Source organism: Kosakonia sp. WA-90 (assembly GCF_039871955.1).
GTDB lineage: Bacteria > Pseudomonadota > Gammaproteobacteria > Enterobacterales > Enterobacteriaceae > Kosakonia > Kosakonia oryzendophytica.
On sequence record NZ_JBDPLJ010000003.1, the window covers coordinates 40009 to 60644 of the forward strand.

General features: G+C 53.8%; 21 protein-coding genes. 10 read left to right on the top strand and 11 right to left on the bottom strand.

Features of this window, described 5'->3' with window-relative positions; genetic code table 11:
- Positions 1–45: 45 nt before the first annotated feature.
- Positions 46–771, top strand: a complete 726-nt coding sequence (phoU, locus tag ABGA49_RS06655; RefSeq protein WP_088236958.1) for a phosphate signaling complex protein PhoU — start codon at positions 46–48, stop codon at positions 769–771.
- A 41-nt stretch (positions 772–812) separates the two neighbouring features.
- Here phoU and ABGA49_RS06660 read toward each other — a convergent pair whose 3' ends face one another.
- Genes ABGA49_RS06660 through yieH form a run of 3 tightly spaced genes read right to left on the bottom strand, consistent with a single transcriptional unit; the run spans position 813 to position 3007 of the window.
- Positions 813–1715: an ADP-ribosylglycohydrolase family protein gene (locus tag ABGA49_RS06660; protein ID WP_061499643.1), complete on the bottom strand. Its 903-nt coding sequence runs from the start codon at positions 1713–1715 to the stop codon at positions 813–815.
- Positions 1716–1727: 12 nt separating this feature from the next.
- Positions 1728–2315, bottom strand: a complete 588-nt coding sequence (cbrC, locus tag ABGA49_RS06665; protein WP_061499646.1) for a PF03691 family colicin E2 tolerance protein CbrC — start codon at positions 2313–2315, stop codon at positions 1728–1730.
- Between the two features lie 26 nt (positions 2316–2341).
- Entirely contained in the window at positions 2342–3007 is a 666-nt protein-coding gene (gene yieH / locus ABGA49_RS06670; RefSeq protein ID WP_061499648.1) for a 6-phosphogluconate phosphatase, read from the bottom strand.
- Between the two features lie 169 nt (positions 3008–3176).
- Between yieH and ABGA49_RS06675 the strand changes: the two genes are divergently transcribed.
- On the top strand, positions 3177–4514 hold the full coding sequence (locus ABGA49_RS06675; RefSeq protein WP_061499651.1) for an NCS2 family permease: 1338 nt from the start codon (positions 3177–3179) through the stop codon (positions 4512–4514).
- A gap of 40 nt (positions 4515–4554) precedes the next feature.
- On the opposite strand, the gene ABGA49_RS06680 is transcribed toward ABGA49_RS06675, so the two are convergent.
- The 7 genes from ABGA49_RS06680 to rpmH form a co-directional block, all read right to left on the bottom strand.
- On the bottom strand, positions 4555–5121 hold the full coding sequence (locus ABGA49_RS06680; RefSeq protein ID WP_347665334.1) for an NADPH-dependent FMN reductase: 567 nt from the start codon (positions 5119–5121) through the stop codon (positions 4555–4557).
- A 20-nt stretch (positions 5122–5141) separates the two neighbouring features.
- Positions 5142–5888, bottom strand: coding sequence for a hypothetical protein (locus tag ABGA49_RS06685; protein WP_061499657.1), 747 nt, complete (start codon positions 5886–5888; stop codon positions 5142–5144).
- A 213-nt stretch (positions 5889–6101) separates the two neighbouring features.
- Positions 6102–7466, bottom strand: a complete 1365-nt coding sequence (gene mnmE / locus ABGA49_RS06690; RefSeq protein WP_088236955.1) for a tRNA uridine-5-carboxymethylaminomethyl(34) synthesis GTPase MnmE — start codon at positions 7464–7466, stop codon at positions 6102–6104.
- A 70-nt stretch (positions 7467–7536) separates the two neighbouring features.
- The gene (yidC, locus tag ABGA49_RS06695; RefSeq protein ID WP_061499662.1) at positions 7537–9183 is read right to left on the bottom strand and encodes a membrane protein insertase YidC; all 1647 of its coding nucleotides are present in this window, start codon (positions 9181–9183) and stop codon (positions 7537–7539) included.
- Between the two features lie 2 nt (positions 9184–9185).
- On the bottom strand, positions 9186–9443 hold the full coding sequence (gene yidD / locus ABGA49_RS06700) for a membrane protein insertion efficiency factor YidD (RefSeq protein WP_071890658.1): 258 nt from the start codon (positions 9441–9443) through the stop codon (positions 9186–9188).
- The gene (rnpA, locus tag ABGA49_RS06705) at positions 9407–9766 is read right to left on the bottom strand and encodes a ribonuclease P protein component (protein ID WP_017458071.1); all 360 of its coding nucleotides are present in this window, start codon (positions 9764–9766) and stop codon (positions 9407–9409) included. Before rnpA ends, yidD begins: the two co-directional genes overlap by 37 nt.
- A 16-nt stretch (positions 9767–9782) precedes the next feature.
- A complete protein-coding gene (gene rpmH / locus ABGA49_RS06710) occupies positions 9783–9923 on the bottom strand; it encodes a 50S ribosomal protein L34 (protein WP_000831330.1) in 141 nt (46 codons plus the stop codon).
- Between the two features lie 605 nt (positions 9924–10528).
- Between rpmH and dnaA the strand changes: the two genes are divergently transcribed.
- The 6 genes from dnaA (at position 10529) to ABGA49_RS06740 (ending at position 19004) form a co-directional block, all read left to right on the top strand.
- The gene (gene dnaA, locus ABGA49_RS06715; RefSeq protein ID WP_061492399.1) at positions 10529–11926 is read left to right on the top strand and encodes a chromosomal replication initiator protein DnaA; all 1398 of its coding nucleotides are present in this window, start codon (positions 10529–10531) and stop codon (positions 11924–11926) included.
- 4 nt (positions 11927–11930) lie between these two features.
- Complete coding sequence (gene dnaN, locus ABGA49_RS06720) at positions 11931–13031, top strand: DNA polymerase III subunit beta (RefSeq protein ID WP_061492400.1); 1101 nt, start codon at positions 11931–11933, stop codon at positions 13029–13031.
- A 147-nt stretch (positions 13032–13178) separates the two neighbouring features.
- Complete coding sequence (recF, locus tag ABGA49_RS06725; RefSeq protein WP_061492401.1) at positions 13179–14252, top strand: DNA replication/repair protein RecF; 1074 nt, start codon at positions 13179–13181, stop codon at positions 14250–14252.
- Between the two features lie 28 nt (positions 14253–14280).
- Positions 14281–16695, top strand: a complete 2415-nt coding sequence (gene gyrB / locus ABGA49_RS06730; RefSeq protein WP_061492402.1) for a DNA topoisomerase (ATP-hydrolyzing) subunit B — start codon at positions 14281–14283, stop codon at positions 16693–16695.
- A 170-nt stretch (positions 16696–16865) separates the two neighbouring features.
- A complete protein-coding gene (yidA, locus tag ABGA49_RS06735; protein ID WP_061492403.1) occupies positions 16866–17678 on the top strand; it encodes a sugar-phosphatase in 813 nt (270 codons plus the stop codon).
- Positions 17679–17777: 99 nt separating this feature from the next.
- On the top strand, positions 17778–19004 hold the full coding sequence (locus tag ABGA49_RS06740) for a DUF3748 domain-containing protein (RefSeq protein WP_347665335.1): 1227 nt from the start codon (positions 17778–17780) through the stop codon (positions 19002–19004).
- A gap of 1 nt (position 19005) precedes the next feature.
- Here the strand turns inward: ABGA49_RS06740 and ABGA49_RS06745 are convergent, their stop codons facing one another.
- Positions 19006–19335, bottom strand: coding sequence for a YceK/YidQ family lipoprotein (locus ABGA49_RS06745; RefSeq protein ID WP_061492405.1), 330 nt, complete (start codon positions 19333–19335; stop codon positions 19006–19008).
- Positions 19336–19646: 311 nt separating this feature from the next.
- Here ABGA49_RS06745 and ibpA point away from each other — a divergent pair, with 311 nt between their 5' ends.
- Positions 19647–20060: a small heat shock chaperone IbpA gene (gene ibpA, locus ABGA49_RS06750; RefSeq protein ID WP_061492406.1), complete on the top strand. Its 414-nt coding sequence runs from the start codon at positions 19647–19649 to the stop codon at positions 20058–20060.
- A gap of 109 nt (positions 20061–20169) precedes the next feature.
- A complete protein-coding gene (ibpB, locus tag ABGA49_RS06755; protein WP_061492407.1) occupies positions 20170–20598 on the top strand; it encodes a small heat shock chaperone IbpB in 429 nt (142 codons plus the stop codon).
- The last annotated feature ends 38 nt before the right edge of the window (positions 20599–20636 follow it).

Consider the following 20636-nt stretch of genomic DNA (forward strand, 5'->3'; position numbering starts at 1 on the left):
CGCCTTGTTTTAACGTGAAATCTGTCGGGCATTTGGAGTTGAACCATGGACAACCTCAACCTTAACAAACATATTTCCGGGCAGTTCAACGCTGAACTGGAAAGTATCCGCACTCAGGTAATGACCATGGGTGGAATGGTGGAGCAGCAGCTTTCTGATGCGATCACCGCGATGCACAACCAGGACAGTGAGCTGGCAAAGCGCGTCGTCGAAGGTGATAAACAGGTCAACATGATGGAAGTGACCATCGATGAAGCCTGTGTGCGTATTATTGCCAAACGCCAGCCTACGGCGAGCGACCTGCGTCTGGTCATGGCAATTATTAAAACTATTGCTGAGCTGGAACGTATTGGCGATGTGGCGGATAAAATTTGCCGTACCGCACTGGAGAAATTCTCGCAGCAGCATCAGCCTCTGCTGGTGAGTCTGGAGTCGTTGGGCCGCCACACCGTGCAAATGCTGCATGATGTGCTGGACGCCTTCGCCCGCATGGATCTGGATGAAGCGGTACGCATCTACCGCGAAGATAAAAAAGTGGATCAGGAATACGAAGGCATCGTGCGTCAGTTAATGACGTACATGATGGAAGATTCCCGCACTATCCCGAGCGTCCTGACTGCTCTGTTCTGCGCCCGCTCTATCGAGCGTATTGGTGACCGCTGCCAGAATATTTGCGAATACATTTTCTACTTCGTGAAGGGGCAGGACTTCCGTCATGTCGGCGGTGATGAGCTGGATAAGCTGCTTGCCGGGAAAGATCCGAAAGAGTAATGCGGCAATATCACCCCCTCGCTACGGAGGGGGTGAGTGTCTCAGGCTGATTTCACCAGCAGTTTTCTCGCCAGATTATCGATATCCTCATACTGCCACAGTTTATCGCGCCAGCGTTGCGGAATACCGTTCACGCCGTAATACGCGCCGGCTAACTGCCCGACAATCGCGGCCGTGGTATCGGCATCGTCGCCAAGGTTGGTAGCCAGAAGAATCGTTTCCTCAAAATCACCGCCCTTTGCGAAACACCAGAGCGCGGCTTCCAGGCTCTGTACGCAATAACCGGTGCCAACGATATCCGCTCGCGTTTTCTGCAAATAGCGGCCTTCAGCGATGTGGCGCAGCTTTTCTTGCTGCGGCAGTTGCGGGATATGTGTCAGGATCTCCTGCTTGCTCATACCGCTCAGCGCATTGATCAGCATCTGTGCAAATAAGCGGCAACTGGCGACGGCTTCCGGGGCGGCATGGGTAGTACGCGATGAGGCTTCGGCATACTCCAGCACCTGCTGCGCATCCGGGAAATACCACAGCACGACGGGAGCAAGACGCATCAACGACCCGTTTCCGGCCGTTCGTGGATCGCTGGAACCGGCAAACGGTTCGCCATCGCTGGCAAATTTTTGCAGCGCCCCCGCAACAGTCATACCGATATCAAAACAGTGGCCCGTGGAGCTGAAATAGCCCCATTTCCACCAGTTAAGGTAACGGTTCATCTGATCTCTGGCATCAAAACCCCGGCAGGTCGTCAGGCTTTCCGCCAGGCACAGGGCCATAGAGGTATCATCCGTCCACTGCCCGGCTTGTAAGTGAAACGGGCCGCCGCCTACCATATCCGTTACCGGGGGAAAGCTGTCTTTCGGGCTAAATTCAACGGCAGTGCCCACGGCATCCCCGGCTGCCAGGCCGAGAAGCGTGCCCTGGTAGCGCTCAAGTAATTCTGGCATGGGTATACTCCGTCAGGATAAATCCGCCCACAGGCGTAGTTTTCCGCAATGCAGGCAGCGGAAGAGGTAACCCTGGCAGTCGCCGCCATCGAGAAGGTACTCAGGCAGTTTCTCGTAGTCCATACCAAATGCATAGCAGTCGGCTTGCAGGTCGGCAAACTGATCGAGTTTATCGGCAATTTCTTTCCAGCCGACGTACCCCACAAAAGCGCAGAAGTCGTTGCAATGCGCCAGCCAGTACTCCTGTTGCCAGCCGCAGTAACCCGGTGTGCGTTCGGTCAGCTCAACGAGACGGTCTTCCGGCCAGGGATTTTTGAACCCGGTGAATTCGCCGTCGTTGTCGTACTCCGCTTCAACGCCATCCACACTGGATTCGTCCTGAAAACTGCCGCCAAACTTTTGCGCGGCTGCGCCGTCAGCGATACACCACGGGCAAAGGTAATCGATCTCTTCGGTGGTGTAGAACGGATTGGTGTAATAAATCGCGGTCGGCTGCTGGCAGCAGGCGCAGGTGACCGTTTTGTCATCAGAAAACACCCCGGTGTCCAGGGGATGTGGGTGGTATTTAAAGACCGGAAGTGGTCGGGTTGCCTGGGCCATAAAAACGTCCTGTTTAGTGGTTTTGGTTAACGCGTAACATGCCACCCGCGTGCGCGCCACAGCTCTGGCAACTGCGCTAAATCAGTGAACGTAGTCACTTTCGGGTGATCGATAGGTTGGTTATGCGGATCGGCGCAGAAGTAAAACACTTCCATACCCGCCGCAATACCTGATTGTGCTCCGGCAGTGGAGTCGTCCACCAGAATACAGTTTACCGGATTAACATTCAGCGCTTTTGCCGCATGGTACATTAACGCTGGATCGGGCTTCCAGCGCTGGATGTCATAACCGCTGAACAGCGTGTCCGGAAAGTGATGCAGCAGACCCAGTTTACCTAAAGAGTGCTGCATTTTGCTGACCGGGCCGTTGGAGACCACGCACATCGGCACGCTAACAGCATCCAGCAGTGCGCCCGCGCCGGCAATCACTTCCAGCTCGGCATCAAACAGACGCGCGACCTCATCGCGGTACACTGGCTCCAGCGCGCTTTTCGCCAGAGCTACACCATATTCAGCGCTGATGACATCAATAATTTCGTACAGTTTCATACCTTTAAAGCGCTTAAAGACCTCTTCCAGCGCCAGCGTGATGCCAAATTCTTTAAACATATGCACATAAGCGCGTGAGCAAATTACTTCACTGTCGACCAGGGTGCCGTCACAGTCGAAAAAAACCGCTTCAATGTGGGACATGCTGTTTCCTGTTTTGTTGCGAGTTTAACGTTTACTTAACGCAGATAGCGGGACGCAATCGTTGCCGTATAAGCAAATTCAATGAAAAAAAGTGTGTGATAACCGTCAACATTGTCTCATTTTGGTATAGGATAGCGACGAATTTTCCCTCCTATTCCGGAAATTGATAATGAGCCAACAACACACTACCCAGGCATCGGGCCAGGGGTTGCTTGACCGCGTGTTTAAACTGCGCGAACACGGCACATCGGCACGTACCGAAGTGATCGCCGGTTTCACAACGTTTTTGACGATGGTGTATATCGTCTTTGTTAACCCACAAATTTTGGGCGTCGCCGGGATGGACACCAGCGCAGTATTCGTTACCACCTGCCTGATTGCTGCATTTGGTAGCATCCTGATGGGACTGGTTGCCAACCTGCCGGTAGCGCTGGCACCGGCGATGGGCCTGAACGCCTTCTTCGCGTTTGTGGTGGTGGGCGCCATGGGATTGTCCTGGCAAGTGGGTATGGGTGCCATTTTCTGGGGGGCGGTTGGCCTGTTGCTGCTGACCCTTTTCCGCGTCCGTTACTGGATGATTGCCAATATTCCGGTGAGCCTGCGTGTGGGGATCACCAGCGGTATCGGTTTGTTTATTGGCATGATGGGTCTGAAAAACGCCGGTGTCATTGTCGCGAACAAAGAAACACTGGTGAGCATTGGTAACCTGACTTCCCACAGCGTTCTGCTGGGCGTCCTCGGTTTCTTCATCATTGCGATTCTGGCATCCCGCAATATTCACGCCGCAGTGCTGGTTTCCATCGTGGTGACCACGCTGCTGGGCTGGTTGCTGGGTGATGTGCAATATCACGGTATTGTTTCCGCACCGCCGAGTGTGGCCAGCGTGGTTGGCAACGTAGATTTGGCCGGTTCGTTTAATATTGGTCTGGCTGGCGTGATCTTCTCCTTTATGCTGGTGAACCTGTTCGACTCCTCCGGTACGCTGATCGGTGTTACTGACAAAGCCGGGCTGGTGGACGAAAACGGCAAGTTTCCGCGCATGAAACAAGCGCTGTTCGTTGACAGTATCTCTTCCGTTACCGGGTCCTTTATCGGAACCTCTTCTGTTACGGCGTATATCGAATCTTCTTCCGGCGTGTCTGTCGGTGGTCGTACCGGCCTGACTGCCGTTGTGGTGGGTTTGTTGTTCCTGTTGGTTATCTTCCTGTCGCCGCTGGCGGGGATGGTGCCGGGCTACGCTGCTGCGGGTGCGCTGATCTATGTTGGTGTGCTGATGACATCCAGCCTGGCGCGTGTGAAGTGGGAAGATCTGACAGAAGCGGTACCTGCGTTTATCACTGCGGTGATGATGCCGTTCAGTTTCTCCATTACTGAAGGTATCGCGCTGGGCTTTATCTCTTACTGTGTGATGAAAATCGGGACGGGGCGCCTGCGCGATCTCAGCCCGTGCGTCATTGTTGTCGCACTGCTGTTCTTGCTGAAAATCGTCTTTATCGACGCGCATTAATCTGCATTTCCCTCTCCCTTGCCGGGAGAGGGAAAACCGATTACCGCTTAACGCGCTGGATATACTCTCCGAAAGCGGTAAGTTGCCCGCTCAGATGATCAAGCGTGCTTTGATCAACCACTTCCCCCGTCTGCTGATCCACTTTGTTCTGGATGACTCCGCCCATAAATTCAGGCTTATTCATCACCATTGCATCGAGAAAGACGAGGATTTGGCGCAGATGATACTGGCAGCGTGCACCGCCGATTGCGCCCATTGAACTGGTTTGAATCAATACAGGTTTCCCGGCGAGCGGCTGTTCCGGCAAGCGTGATAACCAGTCTATGGCGTTCTTCAGGCCACCCGGCACTGAGTAGTTGTATTCAGGGGTGATGATAACCACACCATCCGCTGCGCGGATTTGTGCGGCAATGGCTTCCAGGCTCTGCGGAAATCCTTCTTCCTGTTGTATATCGGCATCATACAGTGGGATATCAGCAATCGAGGGCAGCGGTGTGATAGTCATTCCCGCAGGCGCAAGCTTGGGCAACGTACGTGCAACCATGGCATTAAAAGAGCCTTTACGCAGACTCCCAAGCAGTGTCACAACAGTGAGTTCAGCAGACATGATGACTCCTTGCTAACGGATCAGTTAAGGATCAGGGCTTTTTCGGCAGGTAAGCTGGTGAATCGCATCAGACGGGAGGCGGGATCGTTGGCGCGCGTTTGTACATCGGCAAGGTAACGCCACCCTTTTTGACTATCAAATTCCCAGATTTTAAGGCTTTCGATGGCGGGGGCGACGGCCACCGACCAAATCAACACGTCTTCAGCATCACACATCACTTCCACTTGCGCCAGTTGCGCCACGCGAAGTCGACCGGAGCCTGGCAAAAGCTGTAACTGCCCGGGATCATCCTGCATCTGATGAATCAGCTTCATCACGCTTTGGCGCAGTGTCAGAATCTGAGTTTGTGCTTCATTCGGATCGCTTTGGTTATTGATCCACAACTGTTCATTGCCTGTGAATAGAGGCTGCTTTTGCCCGTGCGGGTTATGGAAACCCCGTGTCGCGCGTTGAAGCTCCATATCCAGACCGCATTCACCCTCTGTTGTTAGCGCAACGCCCACCATGTTTCCGGCATAGGACAGCGAGAACTGCGGCAGGCTGCTGTCGGCAAAGGCGGGTTTTCCGCTGGCTTCAATAGCAATCTCCGGCAACTCGCTGATGCCGTACAGCATAAACATCATTTCGGCGAGTAAGGCCCTGGACGCGAGGAAACGTGAGCGTCGATGTTCGGGGAGCTGACGAGCGCTGTCATGACAGGTTACCGGGAGTCGGGTAGAGACGAGATGTCCTTCTGAAAGAATCCCTCTTGCAAAATGCGTAGCCATTTTTCGCTCCGTGATAATGGTCTGGATGAATCGAATCGATAATCAATATTATCGCCCATACTGGATAGGTTTTAATGCGGAAATTCGCATCTGAAAAGTCCTAAGCGACCATATTTACATTTTCTTTAGCCAATCCTGCGTACTTTACGAAATTTGGCCGCCAGGGAAGCAAACGGCCGCTAAAACGGCCGTTCGGTGAGCAGTGGGAAAGGGTTATTTACCGATACAGAAACTGGAGAAAATACGACCGAGTAAATCATCGGAGGTAAACTCGCCGGTGATCTCACTCAAGCTCTGCTGTGCCAGGCGAAGCTCTTCAGCCAGCAGCTCACCAGCCCATGCGCCAAGCAGTTGCGCTTTACCCTGTTGCAGATGCTCCGCCGCTGTTTCCAGCGCTTGCAGGTGGCGGCGGCGTGCCAGGAACCCGCCTTCCATGTTAGTGTCGAATCCCATGCTTTGCTTGAGATGAAGACGCAGCGTGTCGACGCCTTCGCCGGTATGCGCAGAGAGGCGTATAAGTGAGTGGCTATTCACTTCGCTCATGCCTGGTTGCTCGCCGGTAACATCCGTTTTGTTACGCACCACCGTAATCGGTAATTTCGCCGGTAAACGGGCAATAAAATCTGGCCATATTTCCGCCGGGTCAACCGCGTCAGTCGTGGTGCCATCCACCATAAACAGTACCCGGTCCGCTTGCTCAATCTCCAGCCACGCGCGTTCGATGCCGATACGCTCGACTTCATCACTGGCTTCACGCAGACCTGCGGTATCGATAATGTGCAGCGGCATGCCATCAATATGGATATGCTCACGCAACACGTCGCGAGTGGTGCCGGCGATATCGGTCACGATAGCGGCTTCCCGCCCGGCCAGCGCATTCAGCAGGCTTGATTTTCCGGCATTTGGGCGGCCGGCAATCACCACTTTCATCCCTTCGCGCAGCAGACTTCCCTGGCGTGCTTCAGCGCGCACGGCATCCAGATCGGCAATCACGCTGTGCAACTGCGCTTCAATTTTTCCGTCCGAGAGAAAATCGATTTCTTCATCCGGGAAATCGATCGCTGCTTCGACATAGATGCGCAGGTGAGTAAGTGCTTCCACCAGGTGATTCACGCGGGTGGAAAACGCCCCTTGCAATGAGTTCAGCGCTGAACGTGCTGCCTGCTCAGAGCTGGCATCAATCAAATCGGCGATGGCTTCAGCCTGCGCCAGATCAAGCTTATCGTTGAGAAATGCGCGTTCAGAAAATTCACCCGGTCTGGCAATACGCAGCCCTGGCAGCGTCAGAATGCGTTTTAACAGCAGATCGAGGATCACCGGGCCGCCGTGGCCCTGCAGTTCCAGTACATCTTCACCGGTAAAGGAGTTTGGCCCTGGGAACCACAGCGCAATGCCCTGGTCCAGCGCTGCGCCATCAGCGTCCAGGAACGGCAGATAGTCGGCATAACGCGGTTTTGGCAGTTTGCCTAATACCGCCTGCGCAACGTCGCGCGCCTGGCGGCCGGAAATACGCAAGATGCCCACACCACCGCGTCCCGGTGGGGTTGCCTGGGCGACAATCGTGTCGTTATGGCTCATGGTTTGTTTTCCGAAACCTCAAAATAAAAAAGGCGGTCAGATGACCGCCTTGTCTGAATCTTAACGCGTATCAGGAGCTTTTCTTCTCGCGGCTATGCAAACCACGTTTCTCCAGACCACGGTAAATCAGCTGCTGCTGAATAATGGTCACCAGGTTGCTGACGATATAGTACAGCACCAGACCTGATGGGAACCACAGGAAGAACACCGTGAAGATGACCGGCATAAAGGTCATGATCTTCTGCTGCATCGGGTCGGTCACGGTGGTCGGCGACATCTTCTGAATGAAGAACATCGTTACGCCCATCAGAATCGGCAGGATGTAGTACGGGTCTTGTGCGGACAGGTCATGGATCCACAGTGCGAACGGCGCATGGCGCAGCTCAACAGAGCCCATCAGCATATAGTACAGCGCCAGGAAGATTGGCATCTGAATCAGCAGCGGGAAACAGCCACCCAGCGGGTTCACTTTTTCCGCTTTGTACAACGCCATCATTTCCTGGCTCATACGCTGCTTGTCTTCACCCAAACGCTCACGCATGGCCTGAATTTTTGGCTGCAGCATGCGCATTTTCGCCATGGAGGTGTACTGCGCTTTGGTCAGCGGGTACATGATGCCACGAACGATAAAGGTGATTGCAATGATGGAGAAGCCCCAGTTACCCAGGAAGCTATGGATCCATTTCAGCAGTTTGAACAGCGGCTGAGAGATAAACCACAACCAACCGTAATCCACAGTCAGATCCAGGTGCGGTGCAGCGGCTGCCATTTTGTCCTGAATTTCCGGACCCACCCACAGGGTGCTGTTCAGCGATGCAGTCTGGCCTGGTGCGATGCTCACCGGCTGCGATTTGTAGCCGATGGCTGCAACGCCATTGCCCAGGTTGCTGGTATAGAAGTTGTTCGTACCATCGTTGCGCGGGATCCACGCTGTAGCGAAATACTGTTGCAGCATTGCAACCCAACCGCTGTTTGCGCTGACGTTCAGGTTTTCGTTATCGGCAATGGTGTCGAACTTGTATTTCTCATACTTCGCGTCAGGCGTGGAGTAGGCCGCGCCGCGGAAGGTATGCAGCGCAAAGTTGCTGCTGCCTGTATCGCGATGTGACGGCAGATTGATGGATTGCTTCAACTGACCGAAGGTAGCCACTTCCAGCGGTTTATCACTGGCGTTCTGCACGTTATAGCCTACGTTCACCGCGTATTCACCGCGTTTCAGCGTGAATGTTTTGGTGAATGTGTTGCCAGCAGCGTCGGTATAGGTCAGCGGGATCGCCAGTTCGTTCTGGCCGTCAGCCAGTACAAACGCATCTTTTTCCACGTTATACAGCGGACGCGGGCCATTTGCCGGGTTATCCGGACCGTTAGCACCCGTCAGACCGCTCTGCGCCTGATAGATAAACTGCGGTGTGGTTTCCAGTAACTGGAACGGCTCGCTGGCACCCAGTTCTTTCGGATAAGCCGGAAGCAGTGCCTGCTCAACATCACCACCACGGGTGTTGATGGTCAGCTCAAGCACATCGGTTTTAACCGTTATCAGTTTCCCCTGGCCACTGGCCGGTACGCCCTGGTCGGCTGCGCTACCCGCTGCGGTGGTCGTAGTCTGCGTGGTCTGCTGTTGCGCCGGAGGAGGATTTTTATCCTTCTCCCACGTTTGCCAGATCATGAAAGACACGAACAACAAAGCGATGATAAAAAGATTGCGTTGCGAATCCATCGTTAGTGTTCTCTGGTTTTAGAAGGTCCTGGCGGGACGGGATCGTCTCCACCCGGGTGTAAAGGGTGGCATTTTAATACGCGTTTCACTGTCAACCAACTGCCTTTTATCACTCCAAACCTGCGCAATGCCTCAATTCCATAGTGAGAGCAGGTTGGCGTGAAACGGCAGTGCGGCCCGAGTAGTGGACTAATCAGGCGTTGATAGACCCGAATCAGGCCGATCAGGACCCTTGAGCCAGGCGACAATGGCGGCGCCATAATTTTTCCAACGCTTCCGAGAGAGCACGGTTATCGAGGTCGGCAACCCCTTTCTTTGCCACCACCACAAAATCCATTGCCGGCAGTTCATGCTGGCGCAAACGAAAACTCTCACGCGTCAGACGTTTAATCCGATTGCGTTCATGAGCGCGTTTGACGTTTTTCTTGGCGACGGTAAGACCGATACGGGGATGCCCCAGCGAATTCAGGCGGCCGAGGATGGTGATTTGCGGCGTGCCAGCCCGTTGTGGCTGCTGGAAGACGAAAGTGAAATGAGTGGGAGTTAACAAACGTAACTCCCTGGGAAAAGCGAGCTTAACCACTCAGGGGTTAGCTTTATTACTTGGAAACGGTCAGACGTGCGCGGCCTTTAGCGCGACGACGAGCCAGAACCTGGCGACCATTTTTAGTAGCCATACGAGCACGGAAGCCGTGAGAACGGTTGCGCTTCAGTACAGACGGTTGAAAAGTGCGTTTCATGGCGGTTTCTACCTAAACTTGAATAAATTCACTGACTTTTGCGTATGCCTGAACGGAAATCGAACGACTGGCGCGCAAGCCATGGGTAATTAAAGAGGCCGGATTGTAATAATTGTACACTCCGGAGTCAATTCTCTTTCCTTATAGCGCACGTATTTTCGCACATAATTGCGCGAAAAATAAGCAGCATTCGACGACTGCATAAGAGCATAACGCGCCGGGGGCAGGATTATACGGGGACGGCAGTAAAGCGCAAGGATCCTCCAGGATCTTCGTTAGATCGTTTAAGCAATAAATCGTCGTTACTCATTAAATTTTCCAATATGCGGCCTAAATCGTCCCGCTCCTCTCTCTGGATCGTTTACACTGACCCGGTTCAGAATCGCCCTGTGGATAAATCGTGAAGAATCTGTGAGAAACAGAAGATCTCTGCCGCGGTTTACGCTATGATCCGCGGTCCCGATCGCGATCCAGGATCGTGAACAGGGCAAAAACCGTAAATAGCGGTTCGCACGTCACCCGGTTGGGTCTTATCGATGTGTGTCAAAAAACATTAATGTTTCTGTCTTTACTATTTATCGATTTTCGTTCGAGTGGAGTCCGCCGTGTCACTTTCGCTTTGGCAGCAGTGTCTTGCCCGATTGCAGGATGAGTTACCAGCCACAGAATTCAGTATGTGGATACGCCCTTTGCAGGCGGAATTGAGCGATAACACGCTGGCTTTGTATGCGCCAAACCGTTTTGTCCTCGATTGGGTTAGAGACAAGTATCTCAACAATATCAATGGACTGCTGAATGACTTCTGCGGTACGGACGCCCCACAACTGCATTTTGAAGTCGGCACCCGCCCGGTCAGCCAGACGCTGAGGGAACCCGCCAGCGTTGCCGCGCCAGCGCAAGCAGCGCAAGTGGTTGTACAGCGCGCCGCGCCTGCAGCGCGTCCAGGCTGGGACAATGTGCCCGCACCGGCGGAACCGACTTACCGCTCCAACGTTAACGTCAAACATACCTTTGATAACTTTGTTGAAGGTAAATCAAACCAGCTCGCCCGTGCGGCAGCCCGCCAGGTGGCAGACAACCCCGGCGGCGCCTATAACCCGCTGTTTTTATATGGCGGAACTGGTCTCGGTAAGACTCACCTGCTGCATGCGGTGGGCAACGGCATTGTGGCGCGCAAGCCCAATGCGAAAGTGGTGTATATGCACTCCGAGCGTTTTGTCCAGGACATGGTAAAAGCCCTGCAAAACAATGCGATCGAAGAGTTTAAACGCTACTACCGTTCCGTAGATGCGTTGCTGATTGACGATATCCAATTCTTTGCTAATAAAGAACGATCCCAGGAAGAGTTTTTCCACACGTTTAACGCGCTGCTGGAAGGTAATCAGCAGATCATTCTCACTTCGGATCGTTATCCGAAAGAGATCAACGGCGTTGAGGATCGTTTGAAATCGCGCTTTGGCTGGGGCCTGACCGTTGCGATCGAACCGCCGGAACTGGAAACCCGCGTGGCGATCCTGATGAAAAAAGCAGACGAGAACGACATTCGTCTGCCCGGGGAAGTGGCTTTCTTTATTGCGAAACGTCTGCGTTCTAACGTGCGTGAGCTGGAAGGGGCGCTGAACCGCGTGATTGCTAACGCCAATTTCACCGGACGGGCCATCACCATCGATTTCGTGCGCGAAGCGCTGCGGGATCTGTTGGCGCTACAGGAAAAACTGGTCACCATCGACAATATTCAAAAGACGGTGGCGGAGTATTACAAGATCAAGGTGGCGGATCTGCTGTCCAAGCGCCGATCCCGTTCGGTAGCCCGCCCGCGCCAGATGGCGATGGCGCTGGCAAAGGAGTTGACCAACCACAGTCTGCCGGAAATCGGCGACGCGTTTGGCGGCCGCGACCATACTACCGTGCTGCATGCCTGCCGTAAGATTGAGCAGTTGCGTGAAGAAAGCCATGATATCAAAGAAGATTTTTCCAATTTAATCAGAACATTATCTTCGTGACGCTATGAAATTTACCGTTGAACGTGAACATTTATTAAAGCCGCTGCAACAGGTAAGCGGCCCACTGGGTGGACGCCCTACGTTGCCGATCCTCGGAAATCTGTTGCTTCAGGTGACCGAAGGTGCGCTGTCGTTGACCGGAACCGATCTCGAAATGGAGATGGTGGCACGCCTTGCGTTGATCCAGCCACATGAACAAGGTGCGACAACGGTTCCGGCGCGTAAGTTTTTCGACATCTGCCGTGGTTTGCCGGAAGGTGCGGAAATCGCCGTGCAGCTGGAAGGCGAGCGTATGCTGATCCGTTCCGGGCGCAGCCGTTTCTCCCTTTCCACGCTGCCCGCTGCTGACTTCCCGAATCTGGATGACTGGCAAAGCGAAGTGGAGTTCACGCTACCGCAGGCGACAATGAAACGCCTGATCGAAGCGACGCAGTTCTCCATGGCGCATCAGGACGTGCGTTACTACTTAAATGGCATGCTGTTCGAAACTGAAGGCGAAGAGCTGCGTACCGTTGCTACGGATGGGCACCGTCTGGCTGTCTGCTCCATGCCGATTGGCGAATCATTGCCAAACCATTCGGTGATCGTGCCGCGTAAAGGCGTGATTGAGCTGATGCGCATGCTCGATGGCGGCGATACCCCGCTGCGCGTGCAGATTGGCAGCAACAATATTCGCGCACACGTTGGCGATTTTATTTTTACTTCCAAGCTGGTTGATGGCCGTTTCCCGGATTATCGCCGCGTATTGCCGAAGAATCCGGACAAAACGCTGGAAGCAGGCTGTGATTTGCTGAAGCAGGCCTTTGCCCGTGCCGCTATTCTCTCGAACGAGAAATTCCGCGGCGTGCGTCTGTACGTGAGCGAGAATCAGATCAAAATCACTGCCAATAACCCGGAACAGGAAGAAGCAGAAGAGTTTCTTGATGTCACCTATGCCGGTAGCGAGATGGAAATTGGTTTTAACGTTAGCTATGTGCTGGATGTCCTGAATGCGCTGAAGTGCGAAAATGTCCGTATACTGCTGACTGACTCCGTTTCCAGCGTACAGATTGAAGATGCGGCGAGCCAAAGCGCGGCCTATGTCGTTATGCCAATGCGCTTGTAGAATCTGTAAAGGGGCTGGTTTACTTGCCATTTCGTCTTCCGGCAGTGCTCGAAATGCTCGCGTACTTCGTGTACGCTCCGCTTTCTGTGCGCTGGCGGTAAACGAACTGGCTGCGACACTCACGCCCCTGGACTGATGCCCTGAACTATGTCACTGACCCGCCTTCTGATTAAAGACTTCCGTAATATCGAGAACGCAGATCTCGCGTTATCTCCAGGCTTTAATTTCCTGGTCGGCGCCAACGGGAGCGGTAAAACCAGCGTTCTCGAAGCTATCTATACGCTCGGACATGGTCGGGCGTTTCGCAGTTTGCAAATCGGTCGTGTGATCCGTCATGAACAGGAAGCGTTTGTTCTGCATGGTCGTTTGCAGGGGGAAGAGCGCGAAACGGCTATTGGTCTGACAAAAGATAAGCTCGGCGACAGCAAAGTACGTATTGATGGCACCGACGGCCACAAAGTGGCGGAACTGGCGCTGTTAATGCCGATGCAACTGATTACGCCCGAGGGGTTTACCCTCCTTAACGGTGGCCCCAAATACCGAAGAGCGTTCCTTGATTGGGGATGTTTTCACAACGAAGCCGGTTTTTTCACCGCCTGGAGCAATCTCAAACGCTTGCTGAAACAGCGCAATGCCGCATTGCGCCAGGTAACGCATTACGCACAGTTACGCCCATGGGATAAAGAATTGATCCCCCTGGCTGAGCAGATCAGCCGCTGGCGCGCCGAATACAGCGCAGCCATTGCCGAAGATATGGCCGATACCTGCCAACAATTTTTACCTGAATTTTCCCTGACGTTTGGTTTTCAGCGCGGGTGGGAAAAAGAGACCGATTACGGTGAGGTGCTGGAGCGCAATTTTGAGCGCGACCGCATGCTGACCTACACCGCTCACGGCCCGCATAAAGCGGATTTCCGTATTCGTGCGGACGGCGCGCCGGTGGAAGATACGCTGTCGCGCGGGCAGTTGAAACTTCTGATGTGCGCACTGCGTCTGGCGCAGGGGGAGTTTTTAACCCGCGAGAGCGGACGACGCTGTTTATACCTGATAGATGATTTTGCCTCAGAACTTGATGACGCGAAGCGTGGGTTGTTAGCCAGCCGCCTGAAAGCGACGCAGTCACAGGTTTTTGTCAGCGCGATCAGCGCCGAACACGTGATGGACATGTCGGACAAAAATTCGAAGATGTTCACCGTGGAAAAGGGTAAAATAACGGATTAACCCAAGACTAAATGAGCGAGAAACGTTGATGTCGAATTCTTATGACTCCTCCAGTATCAAAGTCCTGAAAGGGCTGGATGCGGTGCGTAAGCGCCCGGGTATGTATATCGGCGATACAGATGACGGCACCGGTCTGCACCATATGGTATTCGAGGTGGTAGATAACGCTATCGACGAAGCGCTCGCAGGGTACTGTAAAGACATCGTTGTCACCATCCATAGCGATAACTCCGTCTCCGTACAGGATGATGGTCGCGGTATTCCGACCGGTATTCACCCGGAAGAGGGCGTGTCTGCGGCGGAAGTGATCATGACCGTACTGCACGCAGGCGGTAAATTCGATGATAACTCCTATAAAGTTTCCGGCGGTCTACACGGTGTAGGCGTTTCCGTGGTAAACGCCCTGTCGCAGAAACTGGAGCTGGTTATCCAGCGCGATAACAAAGTCCACCGTCAGATTTATGAACACGGCGTGCCGCAAGCTCCGCTGGCCGTAACGGGCGATACCGAAAAAACCGGTACCATGGTGCGTTTCTGGCCGAGCTATGAAACGTTCACTAACGTCACCGAATTTGAGTATGAAATTCTGGCGAAACGCCTGCGCGAGCTGTCATTCCTGAACTCTGGCGTTTCTATCCGCCTGCGCGATAAGCGCGACGGCAAAGAAGATCACTTCCACTACGAAGGCGGCATCAAAGCGTTTGTTGAGTATCTCAACAAGAACAAAACGCCGATCCACCCGAATATCTTCTACTTCTCTACCGAAAAAGACGGCATCGGCGTTGAAGTTGCGCTGCAATGGAACGACGGTTTCCAGGAAAATATCTACTGCTTTACCAACAACATTCCGCAGCGCGACGGTGGTACTCACCTTGCCGGTTTCCGCGCCGCGATGACCCGTACGCTGAACGCGTACATGGATAAAGAAGGCTACAGCAAAAAAGCCAAAGTCAGCGCGACCGGCGACGATGCCCGTGAAGGTCTGATTGCGGTGGTTTCCGTAAAAGTGCCGGATCCGAAGTTCTCCTCACAGACCAAAGATAAACTGGTCTCCTCTGAGGTGAAATCGGCGGTAGAGCAGCAGATGAACGAACTGCTGGCGGAATACCTGCTGGAAAACCCGTCTGACGCGAAAATCGTCGTCGGTAAAATTATCGATGCGGCGCGTGCCCGTGAAGCGGCGCGTAAAGCCCGTGAAATGACCCGTCGTAAAGGTGCGCTGGATCTGGCCGGCCTGCCGGGCAAACTGGCGGATTGCCAGGAGCGTGACCCGGCTCTGTCCGAACTCTACCTGGTGGAAGGGGACTCCGCGGGCGGTTCTGCGAAGCAGGGCCGTAACCGTAAAAATCAGGCGATACTGCCGCTGAAAGGTAAAATCCTTAACGTTGAGAAAGCGCGCTTCGACAAGATGCTCTCTTCGCAGGAAGTGGCGACGCTTATCACCGCTCTGGGCTGCGGCATCGGGCGCGATGAGTACAACCCGGACAAACTGCGCTATCACAGCATCATTATCATGACCGATGCGGACGTCGATGGTTCGCACATCCGTACGCTGCTGCTGACCTTCTTCTACCGTCAGATGCCGGAAATCGTTGAGCGTGGCCATGTCTACATTGCTCAGCCGCCGCTGTACAAAGTGAAGAAAGGCAAGCAGGAACAGTACATCAAAGATGACGATGCGATGGATCAGTATCAGATTTCCATCGCGCTGGATGGCGCAACGCTGCACACCACCGAAGGTGCTCCTGCATTGTCGGGTGAAGCGCTGGAAAAAATGGTCTCTGAATACAACGCCACGCAGAAGATGATTGGTCGCATGGAGCGTCGTTTCCCGCGTACGCTGTTGAAAGCGCTGATTTATCAACCGACGCTGACAGAAGCCGATCTCGCTGAGGAACAGAAGGTTACGCGTTGGGTAAATGCGCTGGTCAGCGATCTGAACGAGAATGAGCAGCACGGTAGCCAGTGGAAGTTCGATGTGCGCAAGAATAACGAGCTGAACCATTTCGAGCCGATCATTCGCGTACGTACTCACGGTGTGGATACCGATTATCTGCTGGATAACGAATTCGTTACCGGTGGCGAATACCGCCGTATTTGCACCCTCGGCGAGAAGCTGCGCGGTCTGATGGAAGACGACGCCTTTATCGAACGTGGTGAGCGTCGTCAGCCGGTTGCCAGCTTTGAACAGGCGCTGGACTGGTTGGTGAAAGAGTCACGTCGTGGTCTTGCTATCCAGCGTTATAAAGGTCTGGGTGAAATGAACCCGGAACAGCTGTGGGAAACCACCATGGATCCGGACAGCCGCCGCATGTTGCGCGTCACGGTAAAAGATGCGATTGCTGCGGATCAGCTCTTCACGACCCTGATGGGGGATGCTGTAGAACCGCGTCGCGCCTTTATTGAAGAGAACGCCCTGAAAGCCGCGAATATCGATATTTAATCGTCTTTCTGACCGGGTAACAGAGTCCGGATACGGTATAAGCCGCCATCCGGCATGAAAAAGGGGAATCCAGGTTCCCCTTTTCGGCCCCTTTTTCCTCCCGTCGCGCTGCTGTTTTTTGAGCGGAATCGCGTTAGCATGAGTCCGGAAATATCTCACCTGGGGACCTCATGGCTATCAAACTTATTGCAATCGATATGGACGGCACGCTGTTGCTGCCCGATCACACCATCTCTCCCGCTGTTAAAAATGCCATTGCTGCGGCACGCGAACGCGGCGTCAATGTCGTGCTCACCACCGGTCGGCCATACGCAGGCGTTCACAGCTACATGAAAGAGCTGCATATGGAGAGGGAAGGCGATTATTGCATCACCTATAACGGCGCACTGGTGCAGAACGCCAGCGACGGTAGCACCGTAGCGCAAACGGCGCTGAGCTATGACGATTACCGCTATCTTGAAAAATTGTCCCGTGAAGTGGGTTCGCACTTTCACGCGCTGGATCGCAACACCCTTTACACCGCCAACCGCGATATCAGCTACTACACGGTGCATGAATCCTACGTTGCCACCATTCCGCTGGTCTTCTGCGAAGCGGAAAAAATGGATCCGGCGACCCAGTTCCTCAAAGTGATGATGATTGACGACCCGGTAATCCTGGACCAGGCCATTGCCCGCATCCCGCAGGAAGTGAAAGAGAAATACACGGTGCTGAAAAGCGCGCCGTACTTCCTCGAAATCCTCGATAAACGCGTCAATAAAGGCACCGGTGTGAAATCCCTTGCAGAGGCTTTGAACATCAAACCGGACGAGATCATGGCGATTGGCGATCAGGAAAACGACATCGCCATGATTGAATACGCAGGCGTTGGCGTGGCGATGGACAACGCAATCCCATCGGTGAAAGAGGTGGCGAACTTTATCACCAAATCCAATCTGGAAGACGGCGTTGCTTACGCGATTGAGAAGTTTGCGCTGAACTGAGTTCAGCCAACACGCGCGTGAAGAACCATAAAGTGAGATGTAGGCTAACGCCGCGCATTGCTATACCCTGAAGCGATATTTTGGCTTCAGGGTACTTTCATGAAACAACTCACCTTTGCCCCCCGCAATCATCAACTGACCAACACCCAAACCTGGACACCGGACAGCCAGTGGCTGGTGTTTGACGTCCGCCCTTCTGGCGCATCGTTTACCGGTAAAACCATCGAGCGAGTCAATGTGCAGACCGGGGCGGTGGAGGTGCTGTATACCGCTCCTGATGGCGCGCATGTGGGGGTGGTAACGGTAAATCCGCAGACTGAAAAGTACGTCTTCATTCATGGCCCGGAGAACCCGGACGCCGACTGGCAATACGACTTTCATCATCGCCGTGGTGTGGTGACGGAAAATGGCTCAACCCATAATCTCGATGCAATGGATATCACCGCGCCTTACACCCCCGGCGCGCTGCGCGGTGGCTCACATGTGCATGTCTTTAGCCCGAATGGCGAATTCATCAGCTTTACCTATAACGACCACGTTATGCATGAGCGTTCCCCGGCGCTGGATTTACGCAACGTCGGCGTTGCTGCGCCATTTGGCCCGGTTAACCCACCCTGCACGCATGCTCGTGAGTACGGCGGCAGCCACTGGAGCGTGCTGGTAAGCCGCACGACGCCTGCGCCTGTTCCGGGTAGTGACCAGATTAACCGGGCGTACGAAGAGGGCTGGGTGAGCAACCAGCAGCTGGCGTTTATTGGCGACACGCTGTCGCTGACCGGTGAAAAAGTGCCGGAGCTATTCATTGTTACGCTCCCTCACAATGAACAGGGCTGGAAAACAGCGGGCGATGCACCGCTACAAGGAACGCCGGATACCCTGCCCGCACCGCCGCAGGGCGTGGTGCAACAACGTCTGACCTTTACCCACCATAAACCTTTTCCGGGTCTGGTGAATGTGCCGCGTCACTGGGCGCGCAGCCATCCGCAAGCGATGCAGATTGCGTTTCTGATGCGCGACGACCAGGGCATTGTTCAACTCTGGTTAATCAGCCCGAATGGCGGCGAGCCGCGCCAGCTGACGCAAACCACCAGCGGGATCCAGTCGGCGTTTAACTGGCATCCTTCGGGTAAGGCGCTGGGATTTGTTCTGGAAAACCGTATTGCGCTGTGCGACGCGCAACGCGGAGAGATAACCTTTTTGACTTCCGATCATGCAAATCCGCCGTCGGCAGATGCGGTGGTCTTTTCGCCGGATGGCAAAAAGATTGCGTGGATGCAAGACGTGGACGGTTTCCGCCAGTTATGGATGACGGAAACCGGGCTGTAGTTTAGTGGGTGGGCATCGGTGCGGGCGGGATAACGGAATTGGTGGCAAAGTTTTCCTGTTCGCTCTTTTCCACCCGCGATTTTATTGAGTTATCACGACGAAACAGATCCCATGGCAGCAGTAAGGTGTCCATCACCGCTGTGAAAGGCATATCCAGAACCACCAGCGATTTCATGCCAATACCGGTGTCATCGTCCGCCATCATGGCCGAACTGGCTCGCGTGCCGGGATAAACCCCTTCTTTGCCGCCGGTGTGCGACATGACGCTGGAGCATCCCGATAACACCATTCCGCAGAACAACACAAAAACTACCAGAATATTTTTCATCATTGGCTAATCATCATTATTGGCAGTGTGAACACCGTTCCGCGATTATGGCTTTTCCGCAGAGTAAAAAATCAGCGTTCGGGTTCCGCTCTGTGGCGGCATTCGCACTTTGACCATTTGTGCTGTAACCCCAGTCTAAGCGTTGCCACAGAAAGTGCAAAAAAAAGTCGATATTTGCCCCTTGAAATCATTACTGCCAGCCACATTTTAGGAATAGAGCCGGGGACACGCCGTAAGGGTGTTTGGCTACTGTTGCATGGCCTGTCCATTGTGGAAGGCAAATAACAATCTCGCTGATGTCAGGAGCTTTATGTATGCGTAACTTCGATCTTTCTCCGCTTTACCGTTCTGCTATTGGTTTCGACCGTCTGTTTAATCTGCTGGAAAACAATCAAAGCCAAAGCAATGGCGGTTACCCTCCGTACAACGTGGAATTAGTGGACGAAAACCACTACCGCATTGCTATCGCCGTGGCGGGGTTTGCTGAAAGTGAACTGGAGATCACCGCGCAGGACAACTTGCTGGTGGTAAAAGGCTCCCATACCGCCGAGCAAAAAGAACGTACCTATCTCTATCAGGGCATCGCCGAACGTAACTTTGAGCGTAAATTCCAGTTGGCCGAAAATATCCATGTCCAGGGTGCTAACCTGGTCAATGGTCTGCTGTACGTCGAACTTGAACGCGTGATCCCGGAAGAGAAAAAACCGCGTCGCATCGAAATTAACTGATTTATTCCGGGTCGCGCTGGCGGCCCATTCCGAACATGCTCGCCGACAGGGAGCATATGCGAGCCGCGTGCTCGCAGGTATTTACTCGCTTCTTTGAAGGAGAAACACAATGCGTAATTACGACTTATCCCCCCTGCTGCGTCAGTGGATCGGTTTCGACAAACTGGCCAACGCGCTGCAAAGCACCACTGAGCAACAGACCTTTCCGCCTTACAACATTGAAAAGGGCGATGACAACCACTACCGCATTACCCTGGCGCTGGCGGGCTACCGTCAGGAAGAGCTGGATATCCAACTGGAAAGCGGTCGTCTGACCATCAAAGGGACGCCGGAAAAACCCGCCAACGAACCGAAATGGCTGCATCAAGGGCTGATCATCCAGCCGTTCAGCCTGAGCTTTACGCTGGCTGATTTTATGGAAGTTTCCGGCGCTACGTTCAATAACGGCTTACTGCATATTGATCTGCTGCGAAATCTCCCGGAAACGGCAGCCCCACAGCGTATCGCCATTAGCGAGCGCCCGGCCTTAACCAGCTAATGTCAGCGATAAGAAAGCGCCGCCCGTCGGCGCTTTTT